Origin of the sequence: Sediminibacillus sp. JSM 1682029 (assembly GCF_041366435.1) — a bacterium.
Lineage (GTDB): Bacteria > Bacillota > Bacilli > Bacillales > Amphibacillaceae > Sediminibacillus > Sediminibacillus terrae.
This window is the reverse complement of sequence record NZ_JBEWYY010000006.1, coordinates 182,618-196,397: the sequence shown is the minus strand read 5'-3', so window position 1 is coordinate 196,397 and position 13,780 is coordinate 182,618. Positions and strand designations below refer to the sequence as shown.

At 48.0% G+C, this 13,780-nt stretch carries 13 protein-coding genes and 3 riboswitches; of the genes, 11 read left to right on the top strand and 2 right to left on the bottom strand.

The features are described from left to right. Window positions 1-12: 12 nt before the first annotated feature. From ABVF09_RS12175 to ABVF09_RS12160, 4 genes are all read left to right on the top strand, one after another. Complete coding sequence (locus ABVF09_RS12175; protein WP_153464310.1) at window positions 13-1,044, top strand: zinc-binding dehydrogenase; 1,032 nt, start codon at window positions 13-15, stop codon at window positions 1,042-1,044. 44 nt (window positions 1,045-1,088) lie between these two features. Beyond that, the gene (locus tag ABVF09_RS12170; protein WP_035426504.1) at window positions 1,089-1,313 is read left to right on the top strand and encodes a hypothetical protein; all 225 of its coding nucleotides are present in this window, start codon (window positions 1,089-1,091) and stop codon (window positions 1,311-1,313) included. Then, window positions 1,270-2,322 (top strand): galactitol-1-phosphate 5-dehydrogenase, encoded by a 1,053-nt coding sequence (locus ABVF09_RS12165; RefSeq protein ID WP_371069298.1) that lies wholly within the window; start codon window positions 1,270-1,272, stop codon window positions 2,320-2,322. The genes ABVF09_RS12170 and ABVF09_RS12165 overlap by 44 nt, the downstream gene beginning before the upstream one ends. Before the next feature lie 168 nt (window positions 2,323-2,490). Next, the gene (locus ABVF09_RS12160) at window positions 2,491-2,676 is read left to right on the top strand and encodes a hypothetical protein (protein WP_026569204.1); all 186 of its coding nucleotides are present in this window, start codon (window positions 2,491-2,493) and stop codon (window positions 2,674-2,676) included. 129 nt (window positions 2,677-2,805) lie between these two features. Here ABVF09_RS12160 and ABVF09_RS12155 read toward each other — a convergent pair whose 3' ends face one another. Continuing rightward, window positions 2,806-3,168 carry a spore coat protein gene (locus ABVF09_RS12155; RefSeq protein WP_371069297.1) on the bottom strand — a complete coding sequence of 121 codons (363 nt, stop codon included), beginning with the start codon at window positions 3,166-3,168 and terminating at the stop codon, window positions 2,806-2,808. Window positions 3,169-3,431: 263 nt separating this feature from the next. On the opposite strand from ABVF09_RS12155, the gene ABVF09_RS12150 reads away from it, so the two are divergent. The 5 genes from ABVF09_RS12150 (at window position 3,432) to ABVF09_RS12130 (ending at window position 11,413) form a co-directional block, all read left to right on the top strand. After that, window positions 3,432-4,394, top strand: a complete 963-nt coding sequence (locus ABVF09_RS12150; protein ID WP_153464314.1) for an AAA family ATPase — start codon at window positions 3,432-3,434, stop codon at window positions 4,392-4,394. After that, the gene (locus ABVF09_RS12145; protein ID WP_371069296.1) at window positions 4,394-5,659 is read left to right on the top strand and encodes a DUF58 domain-containing protein; all 1,266 of its coding nucleotides are present in this window, start codon (window positions 4,394-4,396) and stop codon (window positions 5,657-5,659) included. The genes ABVF09_RS12150 and ABVF09_RS12145 overlap by 1 nt, the downstream gene beginning before the upstream one ends. After that, entirely contained in the window at window positions 5,659-7,866 is a 2,208-nt protein-coding gene (locus ABVF09_RS12140; RefSeq protein ID WP_371069295.1) for a transglutaminase TgpA family protein, read from the top strand. The genes ABVF09_RS12145 and ABVF09_RS12140 overlap by 1 nt, the downstream gene beginning before the upstream one ends. A 63-nt stretch (window positions 7,867-7,929) precedes the next feature. Beyond that, window positions 7,930-8,031: riboswitch (purine riboswitch) on the top strand. 182 nt (window positions 8,032-8,213) lie between these two features. Further along, a complete protein-coding gene (gene guaA, locus ABVF09_RS12135; protein ID WP_371069339.1) occupies window positions 8,214-9,734 on the top strand; it encodes a glutamine-hydrolyzing GMP synthase in 1,521 nt (506 codons plus the stop codon). Window positions 9,735-9,839: 105 nt separating this feature from the next. Beyond that, window positions 9,840-9,941, top strand: a riboswitch (purine riboswitch). A 137-nt stretch (window positions 9,942-10,078) separates the two neighbouring features. Next, on the top strand, window positions 10,079-11,413 hold the full coding sequence (locus ABVF09_RS12130) for an NCS2 family permease (protein ID WP_371069294.1): 1,335 nt from the start codon (window positions 10,079-10,081) through the stop codon (window positions 11,411-11,413). Window positions 11,414-12,145: 732 nt separating this feature from the next. On the opposite strand, the gene ABVF09_RS12125 is transcribed toward ABVF09_RS12130, so the two are convergent. Next, window positions 12,146-12,577, bottom strand: a complete 432-nt coding sequence (locus tag ABVF09_RS12125) for an Hsp20/alpha crystallin family protein (RefSeq protein ID WP_371069293.1) — start codon at window positions 12,575-12,577, stop codon at window positions 12,146-12,148. 116 nt (window positions 12,578-12,693) lie between these two features. Between ABVF09_RS12125 and ABVF09_RS12120 the strand changes: the two genes are divergently transcribed. Both ABVF09_RS12120 and ABVF09_RS12115 read left to right on the top strand, forming a co-directional pair. Continuing rightward, complete coding sequence (locus ABVF09_RS12120; protein WP_026569211.1) at window positions 12,694-13,287, top strand: DUF2179 domain-containing protein; 594 nt, start codon at window positions 12,694-12,696, stop codon at window positions 13,285-13,287. Continuing rightward, window positions 13,232-13,480: an NETI motif-containing protein gene (locus ABVF09_RS12115; RefSeq protein ID WP_081718050.1), complete on the top strand. Its 249-nt coding sequence runs from the start codon at window positions 13,232-13,234 to the stop codon at window positions 13,478-13,480. Before ABVF09_RS12120 ends, ABVF09_RS12115 begins: the two co-directional genes overlap by 56 nt. A 110-nt stretch (window positions 13,481-13,590) precedes the next feature. Beyond that, a riboswitch (purine riboswitch) is annotated at window positions 13,591-13,690 on the top strand. The last annotated feature ends 90 nt before the right edge of the window (window positions 13,691-13,780 follow it).

The following is a 13,780-nucleotide window of genomic DNA, read 5'->3' as shown; positions in this document are numbered from 1 at the left end:
AGCAATCGCTAGATGAAGTCATTAGTCAAAACAGCACCCGGTTTCGGTCACCTGGAGATTCAGGAACGTCCGGAGCCGACGCCGGGGAAAGACCAAGTGAAGATTCAAGTAAAATGTGCCGGTATCTGCGGGTCCGACATTCATACGTATGAAGGCAACTATCGCGTGGCAGTTCCCGTGACACTGGGGCATGAATTTTCCGGTATGGTGGTGGAAACCGGCGAAAATGTTTCGGAGTTCAAGGTCGGTGATCGAGTCACTTCTGAAACGACTTTCCAGATCTGCGGCGAGTGTGCCTACTGTCAGACCGGAGATTATAATCTCTGTAGCAATCGCAAAGGGCTAGGTACCCAGCAGGATGGCGGTTTTGCCGAATATTTGATTGCCCGGAAAGAAAGTGTGCATCTTTTACCGGAAAATGTTGATTTTCAAGCTGCTGCCATGACAGAACCTTTGGCCTGCACGTATCATGCCATAGAAAAATCCGTTATCCATCCAGGTGACCTTGTCGTCGTCCTTGGGCCTGGACCGATTGGTCTTTTGACTGCACAGGTTGCTAAAAGCCGCGGTGCCGTTGTCATTATTACCGGCCTTGATCAAGATCAGATCCGTCTGGATAAAGCGGCGGAAATCGGAATCGATCATGTGGTGAATATTCAGCACGAGGATTTGAAACAGTTGGTGGACCACCTAACGGATGGCTATGGAGCAGATATAGTGATGGAATGCTCAGGGGCTGCCCCTGCAGCAAAACAAGGGTTGGATTTGCTGCGGAAGAAAGGGCAATATGTCCAGGTCGGATTGTTTTCGAAGCCGGAGATCCCGTTCGACCTGGAGAAAATCATCCAAAAAGAAATCCGTGTATTGGGGACGAGGAGTCAAAAGCATTCGGACTGGGAGCCCAGTCTGGCTCTGATGGAAGAAGGAAAGGTGGATGCGGCTGCACTGGTCACCCATGAATTTCCGATTACGGAATGGGATAAAGCTTATCAAGCGATAAAAAGCGGGGAAGCGATAAAAGTGCTTCTTAAACCGGTTGGGTGAACTAAAGCGTCGTTGCACCAGACATACTAAAAAGGGGTGGGAAAATGGTTGATGGATTTTTGGATTTGATGCTTGGCAATTTCCGTATGATCAGTACCTTTTATTTTCAGCACCAAACTTTGTTCAATGCACTCATAGTCGGAGCAGCGGTTTATCGGCTGTTTTTCCTAAGAACAACCCGGCTCGCAGCTAAACGCGCGGGGAAGGATAGAAAGGAGGGGGAGGATGAAAGCACTCAATCTTTACGGGGTGAAGGACATCCGCTGTGAACAATCTCCGGAACCTGTCATAGAAGATGGAAAAGAGGTCATCATAAAGGTGAAAGCAGCGGGTATTTGCGGATCAGATATCTCCCGCTATCAAAAGCTAGGTCCCTATGTAAAAGGGATGACATTCGGCCATGAATTTTCGGGAGAGGTCGTGGAAACCGGGGAAGCTGTCACCGAAATAAAAACAGGCGACAGAGTTGCTGCCTGTCCGGCGTACGCATGTGGAGATTGTGAAAGCTGTCGCCGTGGCGAACCGGCCCGCTGTGCTCAACTGTCTGTCATCGGTGCCCGCCATCCAGGAGCCTATGCAGAATTTGTGAAGCTTCCTGCCGGGCATGTCATGCGGCTTCCTGACAATGTGGACTATGACACAGCGGCTCTTGTTGAACCGGCTTCAGTCGTAGCCCACGGGTATTACCGTACAGATGTCCGGCCCGGGGCGGAAGTAGCGGTGATGGGAGCGGGCAACATCGGCCTGTTGGCGATCCAATGGGCAAGGATATTCGGTGCCCGAAAAGTATATGCTATCGATGTCGACGATCAAAAGCTGGAAATCGCCAGGGAGTTGGGGGCCGATGTGACGGTCAATCCATTGGTCCAGCCAGCTGACGAACAAATCATGGAACAAACTGGCGGGCGAGGTGTCGATCTGGCGGTGGAATCTGCCGGATCCCCCGCAACTTCTGCCCAGGTGCTGGCATTGCCTCGGAAAGGCGGAGAAGTGGTTTTCCTCGGGATTCCCTACGCCGATGTTACACTGGAGCGGGATTATTTTGAAAAAATCGTCCGCAATGAACTGCGGGTACTCGGTTCCTGGAATGCCGTGTCTGCACCTTTTCCGGGAAAGGAATGGACGTCGGCTATCCACTATATGAGCAGCGGTGCAATCCAGGCCGAACCGATGATTTCACATCGCTTGCAGCTGGAAGAAGGGCCGGGTATGTTTCAAAAACTCGTGAACCGTGAAGAGCAAGCCGCTAAGGTGCTTTTTTACCCGGATAAGGAATAGATGCCTTCCAGGAAAAATGATTTCAAAGCTAGTGTCACCAGCCATTGCTGGATTTATCAGAATAACAATCTCCAAATTATGGACTGCTTGCCTTGATAATTCCTTGTATCAAAAAGGATGGGAAGAGGAAAAGTAACAAGGAACGACCATCTAGGGGGTGAACAGCTCATGGACAAGCAACGAGGTATGTGGATTCCGCTGATTGCCTCAGTAGGAATCGGTGCCGCAGCTTACTACAGCATGACGAAAGGACAGGGGCTGGGCAAAACAATCCAGCAGTCGATGCCAATGATGTCCGGCATCACAGGCCAGGGCGGCAATGCTCATTCACCGCAAGCCCAGAACCTTTTCTAGAAGCCCTATAGATATATGAAAGAAGCACCCTGTACAGGGTGCTTCTTTTTGCGGGGACTGACCCCCACCGTGTCAGCGCGGTGCAGTGGTAGAGTGGTGGGGGTCAGTCCCTTCGATTCTCCCCTTGTTTTAGTCGAAGTCGTTGTAATCCTCGTAATCATAGTTGAAGGGTTGCTGTCCGTATGGGTTGTAGCCTTGACCGGGAAATCCTCCTCCATATCCTGGGTAACCGCCCTGGCCAGGAAAACCGTATCCAGGAAAGCCTTGGCCGGGATATCCATGCCCGTGTCCGGGATAATTCCAGTTGGGACCGCCGTGAGGGGATCCAGGGTAATGCTGCCATGGCTGGCCGCCGTAATGTGGCTGGTACCCATGCCCGCCATAGCCGATTCCGAAGCCTGGATAGGAATACCCTTGGTTGTAGCCGGGAAAGCTGCCTCCCCCTGCATAGCCGAATGGTGAAAACTGCCTCATTTCTTCTTCATGGAACAAACTCAATCACCTTCTTTTCTGGATTCATCATTATCTTATTGTGCCGGTGCCCAGAATGAGCTTATCCTGAAAGGAATTAGGCGTTTATCCAGGTGACGGCCAACATTTTTGCCAAGAACGGTTGTTTTTTCAGAAAAATCCGGTTATTTCCTTCTTTTCCTGCTGTTGCAGCTTGGACGCCTCTAGTCCGAATGTAGTATAGTTATTATAGGGAATATGTGTACAACCTGCACATAAAAAATTTGGAAGGAGTATGTATCTTTATGACCCAGCACGCTTTTTTGTACAACTCCAAGATTAGTAAGGTACTTAGAAATATCAACCAAGTAATCGTAGGAAAAGATGAACCCGCAACACTGAGCCTTGTCGCTTTATTGGCCGAAGGACATGTCCTTCTGGAGGACGTTCCGGGTGTGGGAAAAACCATGTTAGTCCGGACTTTGGCCAAATCACTAGATTGCGATTTTAAAAGAATACAGTTTACTCCGGATTTGCTTCCATCCGATGTGACCGGAGTTTCGATATACAATCCGAAAGAGTTGGAATTTGAATTTCGAGGCGGGCCGATTCTCGGCAACATCGTCCTGGCAGATGAAATCAACCGGACCTCTCCGAAAACACAATCTGCTTTGCTGGAAGGGATGGAAGAAAACAGCGTCACGGTCGATGGCAATACAATCGAGCTGAAACATCCTTTCTTTGTCATGGCCACCCAGAATCCGATTGAGTATGAGGGGACATACCCGCTGCCGGAAGCACAGCTTGACCGGTTCCTGCTCAAGCTGAAAATGGGCTATCCAACTGCACAGGAAGAACTGCAAATGCTGGAAAAAACATCGAAAACCCATCCCATTAACGACATCGAGGCCGTGATCGACAAAGAGGAATTGGTCACGATACAGCGGGAAGTCAAGGAAGTATATATGGACCAGAACGTCCAGCGCTATATCATCGATATTGTTACAGGAACAAGAGAGCACCGGGGAGCTTATTTAGGGGTCAGTCCCCGTGGGTCTATTGCCCTGATGAAAGCGGCCAAGGCATATGCTTATATTCATGACCGCGATTACGTGCTGCCGGATGATGTGAAATATTTGGCGCCGTTCGTATTGGCCCACCGGATCATTTTGACTTCGGAGGCAAAGTTTGAAGGCATAACGGCAGAAATGATCATCGAGGAGCTGCTCAGCAATGCCTCGATCCCTGTGCGAAAGGAATATAGTTGATGAAACGCTCGTTTTCCATGGGCTTTAAGTTTTTTTTCGTCTTGCTGTTATTCGGCACCTTTTTTGCCTATGCCATGTTCCAGGGGGGCTTCGTCAGCTGGTTTTTGTTTTACAGCTTTCTGCCGATCATTGTCTACATGTTCTTGTTGCTCATCTATCCAATTTCCAATTGGACGGTTAAGCGCCGTTTGTCCAAACATATTATCCAGGCTTCCGATCACCTTTCAGTCGAAGTGGAGCTGAGCCGTCGCTTCGCTTTTCCGCTTTATTACTGCATTGTCGAGGAATACTTTCCCACAAGTCTGCAAAAAGAAGATACCAGTCGGTCGAAATTCCAGCGTATGAGCAAGACAGATGCACTGGCGAAACGTAGGGTCGTGAAACGCGTGTCCTTTCCATGGTTCAAGCGGAAATGGACCTATCGTTATACCTTGGACAACGTGCCGCGCGGGGAGCATCACCTCGGTGCCTTCCGTGTCAAAACCGGTGATTTCTTCGGGTTTATCAAAAAAGAATATGTATATCCCACTCCCAGTTATCTGCTTGCATATCCATCGGAACGCGATATTGTTTTTCGCGAAAAAGTGAACAGTTTCGAGGAAGGGGCGTCTGCTTCTTACAATGTCAATGCCAAGAACACCAACGTTGTCACAGGCGTAAGGGAATATATGCCGGGAGATCGTTTTTCCTGGATTGATTGGAAAACGACTGCCCGTAAAGACACGGTCATGACCAAGGAATTCGAGCAGGAAAAGAGTTCGAACATTATGCTGATTCTTGATGCCATTTCCTTTCCTGCTCAGGACCAAATCGCCTTCGAAGGAAGTGTCGAATTGACTGCTTCCCTGTTGAAAACGTTGAAACGGAAAGCTTCGCAAATGACGTTCATCGGGCTGGGGGAAGAGCGCGTGTTTTTCCCTTTGCAAGAAGATCCGGCAAAAAATGTATTGATTCAGAACTATCTCGCAAGGGTACAGCCTGGCGGCAATATGCCGTTTTCCAGGCTGCTTGATCAGGAAATACGCAATATCCCGCAAGGACTGATCGCCATGGTTGTAACCAATCAGCTCGACCAAGCCACTATTGAAGCAATGGAACGCCTTAAGCGCAAAAGCAAAAAAATCATCGTCTTTTTGATCAAACCTTCTGCAAAAATTACGGAGGAAGATAAAAGGATGATTCACCAATTATCTGTTGGAGGCGCATCAGTGAATGTTCTGACTGAAGAACAGCTGGTGCAGCAGAAGCTGGAGGTGAGCAGCTGATGGCATTGTTTTCGAGCAGTAAACGCCAGCTCGTTTTCCGTATGAGCATCTACTTGTGCGGTTTCTTCTTGCTTTGGGAATGGCTGCGTCCCTTGGAAACGTTGACGGATACAGGGAGCCTTTCCGCTTTTGTGCTTTACACCGGATTTTGTTTTATCATATCGGTGCTGAATATGAAATGGTGGCTGTCGGTGCCGTTGAAATTGGGTGGGTTATTGTTTGTGCTGGATGGGTTGTTTATCTCGGAAACCATGTTTTCAAAAGGCTGGTTTTATTTACTATACTTGCACCTGCAATATAACTTCGAGATGATTTCCAGTCAGAATTGGACGGAAATCACACCGTTGTTCCGCAGCCTGCTGTTTTTGATTTTATTATGGCTGATGAGCTATTTAATGTATTACTGGTTTGTTATTTCAAAAAGAATATTCTTGTTTGTACTGCTCACTTTTATCTACTTGACGGTGCTCGATACATTTACTGCCTATGAGGCAAACACTCCCATTGTCCGTGCCTTTATCGTGTCGCTGATTGCACTTGGTGTCTCGAACTTTTATAAAGAATTGGGCAGGGAGGCAGTGACCTTTACTGGGCTAAAACGGGTCTCCGCCTGGGTACTGCCATTGGCTGCAGTGATCGCCTTTTCAAGTCTCGTCGGCTTTGCGGCCCCTAAATTGGACCCGCAGTGGCCTGACCCGGTTCCATATTTGACCAGTACTTCACCGGATGCCGGTTTCGGAGAAGAAGGTACCGGCGGGGTGCAAAAGGTAGGTTATGGCGAGGACGATTCCCGTCTCGGAGGTTCCTTTTTCCAGGACGACTCGCTTGTCTTTCAGGCACAAGTCGAAGAAAAACATTACTGGCGGATTGAAACGAAGGATATCTACACCGGCAAGGGGTGGGAGCGATCGACGGAACCGGAATATAACCTGACCAGCGATGGATCGATAGATTTCGATACATTTGAAAGCACCGTGGAAACAGAGTCGCTTCAAGGAATCGTCACTTTTCAATCCAATGCCTTTTTCTCTAAGCTTGTTTATCCATATGGAATCAAGCAGGTGGAAGGGGAGGAAGGTGTCAACTATCTCGTCGACGATCAGTTCGGTTCGATTGCCGTAGAAGCACCGGAAGAGCAGGGAATTGTCGATCAATACCAGATTTCCTACGACAAGCCGTCCTATTCGATCGATCTCTTGTCGGAGGCGGGGGACGAGGACCCGCAAGCAATTAAGGATGATTACCTTCAGCTTCCGGAAGATCTGCCAGACAGAGTCGGAAATCTTGCCGGTCAAATCGTTTCTGAAGAAGAGACGAGATATGATCAGGTAAAAGCGGTCGAACAGTATTTCAACCGCAACGGCTTCGTTTATCAGACAGAGGATGTGGCAGTGCCGGGCCGCAACCAAGACTATGTCGATCAGTTTTTATTTGAAACAAAGGCAGGTTACTGTGATAACTATTCGACGTCGATGACGGTAATGCTCCGTACACTCGGCATTCCCGCACGCTGGGTGAAAGGTTTTACAGGCGGAGAATTGGCGTCGGCTTCGGACGACAGCATCGAAGGCCTGAATAACTATAAAGTAACCAACTCGAATGCGCATTCCTGGGTTGAAGTGTACTTTCCGGAAGTAGGCTGGGTGCCATTCGAACCCACCCAAGGCTTCAGCAATCCGGTTGATTTTTACCGGGATGTCAACCAGGAGGAGGACAGCCCGGATACCGATGAAGCTGCTGAACAGGAAGAGCAGGAACGTCCCGGCAACCAACAAGAAGTGGGGGCGGATGAGGATGAGTCAGCTGCAGAGGGTGACGCCAATGTCCAGTTCACGGATGGGTGGAATTGGACAGTTGCCGTGGTTGCAGCGGTGCTGGTTGGAGCAGCCGTGATCATCTATCTTACCCGGTACCACTGGATGTCGGCCTGGGTACGCAGGAAGTTTCATCACCAGCAAACTCCGCAAGTTTACCAGGAAGCCTATCTGTTCCTGTTGAAGCTGCTGACCCATAAAGGCATGGGCCGTCAGGAAGGCCAGACTTTGAGAGAGTATGCCTTCCAGGTCGATAAGCGTTTTGAATCGCAGGATATGGTACGGCTCACACATCAGTACGAACGGATGCTTTATCGGAATGAAACAGATTCGGCCCAATGGGGGAATATTACTGAATTGTGGGAAAACTTAATTAAACGGGCATTGTCTTGACCAGCTGTCTGCAGCGCTGATAGAATAGTAACAATTCAAACGGGCCTGACTAGTCAGGACTGGAAAACAAAGGAATCAACACTTCATATATCCTCGATAATAAGGTTCGAGAGTCTCTACCGGAGCACCGTAAACGCTCTGACTATGAAGGTGGAAATCATCAGCTGTTTCAGGCTGTGCCGTATAGATTTCTGCCTTCCTCGAGACGGGAAGGCGGAAATCTATTTTTTTTGCGTTTTGTATAGAGGGATTATCGGTTTCTAATGATAAAACCGGCAGCTGCTACAGGAAAATGACAGCAATCAATTTGCAGAGCTAAGGAGATGGATGGGTTGGAAAACAATGAAATGATATTGGTCCTTGATTTTGGCAGTCAGTACAATCAGTTGATCACCAGAAGAATAAGAGAATTCGGCGTATATAGTGAATTGCATTCGCATCGCTTGACGGCTGAAACAATCAAACGGATGAATCCGAAAGGGATCATCCTCTCAGGTGGACCGCACAGTGTCTACGATGAGAACAGCTTTCGTTGTGATAAAGAAATTTTTGAACTGGGAATCCCGATTCTGGGAATCTGCTATGGCATGCAGCTGATGACCCTGCACTTTGGAGGTCATGTCGAAAGAGCGAAAGAAAGAGAGTATGGAAAAGCGGACATCGATTTGTCCGGCAGTCCGATTTTGTTCAATGGCACTCCGGCCAAGCAGACGGTTTGGATGAGTCATGGCGATAAAGTGATCGAGCCGGCAGAAGGTTTCACAATCGACGCGACCAGTCATTCAACACCGGTTGCAGCCATCAGCAACACGGACAAGCAGCTGTACGGCGTTCAATTCCATCCGGAAGTAAGGAATACGGAGTATGGCAATAATTTGTTGAAACAGTTTGTTTTCGATGTCTGTCAGGCAAGCGGTGATTGGACAATGGAAAACTTCGTCGATCAGGAAGTGGAAAAAATCCGTGCCAAAGTCGGAGACAAAAAAGTCCTCTGTGCACTTAGCGGCGGTGTGGATTCTTCTGTAGTGGCGGCATTGATTCATAAGGCAATCGGCGACCAGCTAACCTGTATCTTCGTAGACCACGGATTGCTGCGTAAAAATGAAGGCGACATGGTCATGGAAACATTCCGGGACGGATTCCATATGAACATCATCCGCGTCGACGCTCAGGAGCGGTTTTTAAGCAAGTTGCGCGGGGTGGCAGATCCGGAGCAGAAACGGAAAATCATCGGCAATGAATTTATTTACGTCTTTGATGACGAGGCGGATAAATTGAAGGATATTGATTACCTGGCGCAAGGGACCCTGTACACCGATATTGTAGAGAGTGGAACGGAAACCGCCCAAACGATCAAATCTCACCACAATGTAGGCGGACTGCCGGAAAACATGCAGTTCGAACTGCTCGAGCCGCTTAACACATTGTTCAAAGACGAAGTAAGGGAACTTGGCATCGAGCTTGGTGTACCGGAAGAAATCGTCTGGCGCCAGCCTTTCCCGGGACCGGGACTTGGCATCCGGGTACTTGGGGAGGTTACGGAAGAGAAGGTGGAAATCGTCCGGGAATCCGATGCGATTTTACGAGAAGAAGTGAAGCTGGCCGGACTGGAAAGAGATATTTGGCAATACTTCACTGTGCTTCCGGATATCCGGAGCGTAGGGGTCATGGGTGATGCCAGGACTTATGATTATACGATCGGCATCCGTGCGGTCACTTCGATCGATGGCATGACTTCGGACTGGGCGAGGATTCCATGGGAAGTACTCGAGAAAATCTCGACCCGGATCGTCAATGAAGTCGACCATATCAATCGCGTAGTGTATGATGTGACCAGCAAGCCGCCAGCTACGATTGAGTGGGAATGAAACCGGCAAAACCCGAACAATGATTTCATTTTACAATAAAACATTCGTAAAATGGCTTGACTAACGGATAGGACGTTAGTATGATAGGAATGTGATTTTAAAATGAATATTGAATGAAACAACCGTCGTATAATTTTGGGGATATGGCCCATGAGTTTCTACCGGACTACCGTAAATGGTCTGACTACGCTGGTGATTGACGGATTATTTTTTGTCAATTCCCATACGTGTGTCCGGTAGCGCTCTTGGTTTAGACCAGGAGCGCTTTTTTGTTTGAATCCGCAATTATTTGTTTTAGTAAATTTGAAAAGAATCTATTGCGACGGAATGGGGAGGAATAGAGAATGAAAAAATATTTTCGGTTTGAGGAACTTGGTACCAATTATCGGACGGAGTTCATCGCCGGGTTGACCACTTTTTTGGCGATGGCTTATATTTTGTTTGTCAATCCGGCAACACTGGCGTTGGTGGGTGTTGAGGAACTGCCGGAAGGCGTTACGCGAATCGACCAGGGAGCCGTATTTACCGCCACCGCGCTGGCCGCAGCAGTCGGAACGCTGGTGATGGGATTGTTTGCCAAGTATCCGATCGCACTCGCGCCGGGAATGGGCTTGAATGCTTTCTTTGCATACACGGTCATCCTTGGCTACGGAATTCCTTGGGAAACAGCTTTAGCAGGCGTGCTTGCTTCCGGACTGATTTTTATTGTCTTGACATTGACGGGCCTGCGGGAAAAAATCATCAATGCCATTCCCGGCAATCTTAAAATGGCGGTTGGAGCCGGAATTGGCTTGTTCATCGCTTTTATCGGTTTTCAAAATTCAGGGATCGTAATCGGAGATCCGGACACCATGGTGGCCCTTGGCGATTTGACCGATCCGAACACGCTGTTGGCGGTATTCGGAGTTGTCGTAACGGTAATCCTGCTCGCTTCCAATGTGAAAGGCGGCGTATTTTACGGGATGATCATCACTGCGATTGCCGGTATGATCGTCGGATTGATCGAGCCGCCATCCAGCGCTAGCGACGTCGTCGGGCCTGCTCCAAGCCTTGCGCCGACTTTCGGACAGGCTTTTGCCCATTTCGGTGATATCTTTACCATTCAAATGCTGGTCGTCATCCTGACGTTTTTGTTCGTCGACTTTTTTGATACGGCTGGAACACTGGTGGCTGTTGCGACCAAAGCAGGTCTTATGAAGGACAACAAATTGCCGCGTGCAGGAAAAGCATTGTTCTCGGACTCCGCAGCAACAGTAGTCGGAGCGACGCTTGGCACATCGACGACCACTTCTTATGTCGAGTCGACAACCGGCGTCAGTGCAGGAGGAAAAACAGGTTTCACTTCAGTGGTAACAGCCGCTTTCTTCTTGCTTGCGCTATTCTTCTCGCCACTATTGAGTATTGTGACGTCTGCGGTGACTGCGCCGGCATTGATTATCGTCGGTGTCCTGATGTGCTCTACATTGAGAGACATTGAATGGGGAAGCTTTGAAATTGCCGTGCCGGCGTTTCTGACGATCATCATGATGCCGCTGACCTACAGCATCGCTACCGGAATCGCCATCGGTTTTGTCTTTTACCCCATCACGATGCTGGTAAAAGGGAAAGCGAAAGAAATCAATCCGGTTATGTATCTGTTGTTTGTAATTTTCATCCTGTACTTTATTTTCTTAAGCTAATGAAAAGTGGTTGGAGGATAATATAGATTCTTAACAGAAATAATTCCACATTTTACTGATTGCGCAGTGGATAGAAACTGCGACATAGTGAAAATTTCTTTTTATAAGGCTCTCGCTCGGTCTAATTAAGTTGCGTGTAAACCCGGCGCTGCGGAAAACACTCCCTTTCCGGGGGCAGCACCTCAGCCTCCTCGTGAGCATAGTGCACTCCCTGCGGGGTCTTCGGAAGCTGCTCTTCCCCCAGGAGTGTCGCATTTTCCGCAGCTTAAGATAGATTTCTGATCAAAAGGTGAAGAAGTACTAAAATAGGTCTAACATGTTCATATCACTAACCAAAATTCAGAAAATGCCTACCAGCGGAGGAAATACCTGTAGACTCCTGCGGGAGGAAAGGCCTCGGGGAGATCCCGCAGAGCGCAAGCTCGAGGAAGCTCACCAGCCGCCCGCGGAAAGCGTAAGGTATTTCCGTAGCGTCTGACTACACATTTCTAATCAAGGACGGAAAGGAACCATTTAAACCGGCAAAGAAAGACCGAACGAGTTCGAAAGGTAAAATTCGAATCATCGTTCGGTTTTTGCTTTGGCCGCTGTGATATTTGTCCAAGCTCTTTTCTTCATTATTTTCATACCGGTGTATTAGCGCTCATATTCAATAAGCAAGGGAGAGGAATGGCTGTTACAACACAAGGGTGTTGTTTTATTCGAAAACACTCCTTTCTTTCATCCATCCTGCTAATCCTCCATGTCGACAATCTCTAAACGAGTTTTCTTGTTGTCCTTTTTCATCAAACGATGCAGCCGGATCACCAGTAAGCCACGTTGGTAGGAGGCGTCCACTTTTTCCCTGCGTACAGGAAAGGGTAAGTCGATTTTACGTTCGAAATGGCCGTGCAGGATCTCTTCACGGACGACTTGACCTTCCGCTTCCTTCATATCGATACTGCCCCGGATTTCCAAAGTGGCATGGTTGACGAATATATCAATGTTTTTCAAATCACTTACTCCCGGAAGGCTGGCGATACAGACAATTTCCTTTTCCTTTTGATACAAATTCACCTGTGGCAGAGTTGGTTTCAAAACACCTTCAAACTCGTTCCAGAAGCTGTCGCCGAAAAAGTGATCCATATTCCGCTTCCAATCTCCCATGTTTTTAAATGGATCCACAGCATTTCCCCCTTTTTTAGTTGTTTTAGCCAATTAAAATGCGATATATTGTATGCATGAAACAAAGATGGGTGAATGCCCTACCTGCTTTCGAAGCAACAGTTAGGAGGAATTAAATGCTCGATAATGCAATCATCATGGTATCCATCATTTTGATTATCAATATTGTTTATGTCTCTTTTTCCACAATCCGTATGATTCTGACCTTGAAGGGCAGAAGATATATAGCAGCCATCGTCAGCATGTTTGAAATCACCATTTATGTCTTAGGGCTTGGTTTGGTGCTCGACAATCTGGATCAAATCGAAAATATCATCGCCTATGCACTTGGTTTCGGAATCGGCGTTGTCGTCGGTTCGATGATCGAAGAGAAACTCGCATTAGGTTATATTACCGTCAATGTTATCTCCTCCGATCCGGAAATCGAATTTACGAAGCAGCTGCGCGATAAAGGATACGGTGTCACCAGCTGGTACGCCTACGGCATGGACGGCGACCGGCTTGCCATGCAAATTCTGACTCCCCGTAAATACGAACTCCAGCTTTACGAAACAATCCGTTTGATCGATTCCAAAGCTTTTATCATCGCATACGAACCGAAGCAAATATATGGCGGATTCTGGGTGAAGCAAGTCAGGAGAGGACGGATCAAAAGTGCCAAAAAAGAAGAACAAAAGCAGCAGGAAACCATCCAGCAAAACGAACAGTAAGCGAAGGTTTGAACTGTTGGAGGGTGAAACCATCGATCAGTGCCTGGACCGGATTGCCAAAGAAGGGTTTACTCCGATCAGGAGGACAGAGGAACCGATATTCGAAGAGGTCAACGAGAAAGGAGAAACCAGCTACCAGCCGGTAGATCGGACGGTTATATTTGAAGCTGTCCCAGTAAAACACGAACAATAAAATTATCTGGTTAAGGATTGTTCGATTTTTGTTGACCATTTTTATAAAGCTTGTTATCATAGATATGCATTCGCAAACAAGGGCGGACTTTGGAGCCGCATCAAGCATAATCAGCTGAATTTACCATACCTCATATAATTTTGGGAATAGGGCCCGATAGTCTCTACCCGTCACCGTAAATGACGGACTATGAGGGAGGATGTAACCCCCGCGTACTCAGTATTGTGGTGGTTCTATGGATGCATATATACGGTAGACGTGTGCCCATTCATCTTCTCTCATGAAAGCGAGGAGGAGATG

Excerpts from the sequence above, each read along its gene's own strand:
- ABVF09_RS12175 (WP_153464310.1), top strand. The coding sequence starts at position 13 with ATGAAGTCATTAGTCAAAACAGCACCCGGTTTCGGTCACCTGGAGATT.
- ABVF09_RS12170 (WP_035426504.1), top strand. The coding sequence starts at position 1,089 with ATGGTTGATGGATTTTTGGATTTGATGCTTGGCAATTTCCGTATGATC.
- ABVF09_RS12165 (WP_371069298.1), top strand. The coding sequence starts at position 1,270 with ATGAAAGCACTCAATCTTTACGGGGTGAAGGACATCCGCTGTGAACAA.
- ABVF09_RS12160 (WP_026569204.1), top strand. The coding sequence starts at position 2,491 with ATGGACAAGCAACGAGGTATGTGGATTCCGCTGATTGCCTCAGTAGGA.
- ABVF09_RS12150 (WP_153464314.1), top strand. The coding sequence starts at position 3,432 with ATGACCCAGCACGCTTTTTTGTACAACTCCAAGATTAGTAAGGTACTT.
- ABVF09_RS12145 (WP_371069296.1), top strand. The coding sequence starts at position 4,394 with ATGAAACGCTCGTTTTCCATGGGCTTTAAGTTTTTTTTCGTCTTGCTG.
- ABVF09_RS12140 (WP_371069295.1), top strand. The coding sequence starts at position 5,659 with ATGGCATTGTTTTCGAGCAGTAAACGCCAGCTCGTTTTCCGTATGAGC.
- guaA (WP_371069339.1), top strand. The coding sequence starts at position 8,214 with ATGATATTGGTCCTTGATTTTGGCAGTCAGTACAATCAGTTGATCACC.
- ABVF09_RS12130 (WP_371069294.1), top strand. The coding sequence starts at position 10,079 with ATGAAAAAATATTTTCGGTTTGAGGAACTTGGTACCAATTATCGGACG.
- ABVF09_RS12120 (WP_026569211.1), top strand. The coding sequence starts at position 12,694 with ATGCTCGATAATGCAATCATCATGGTATCCATCATTTTGATTATCAAT.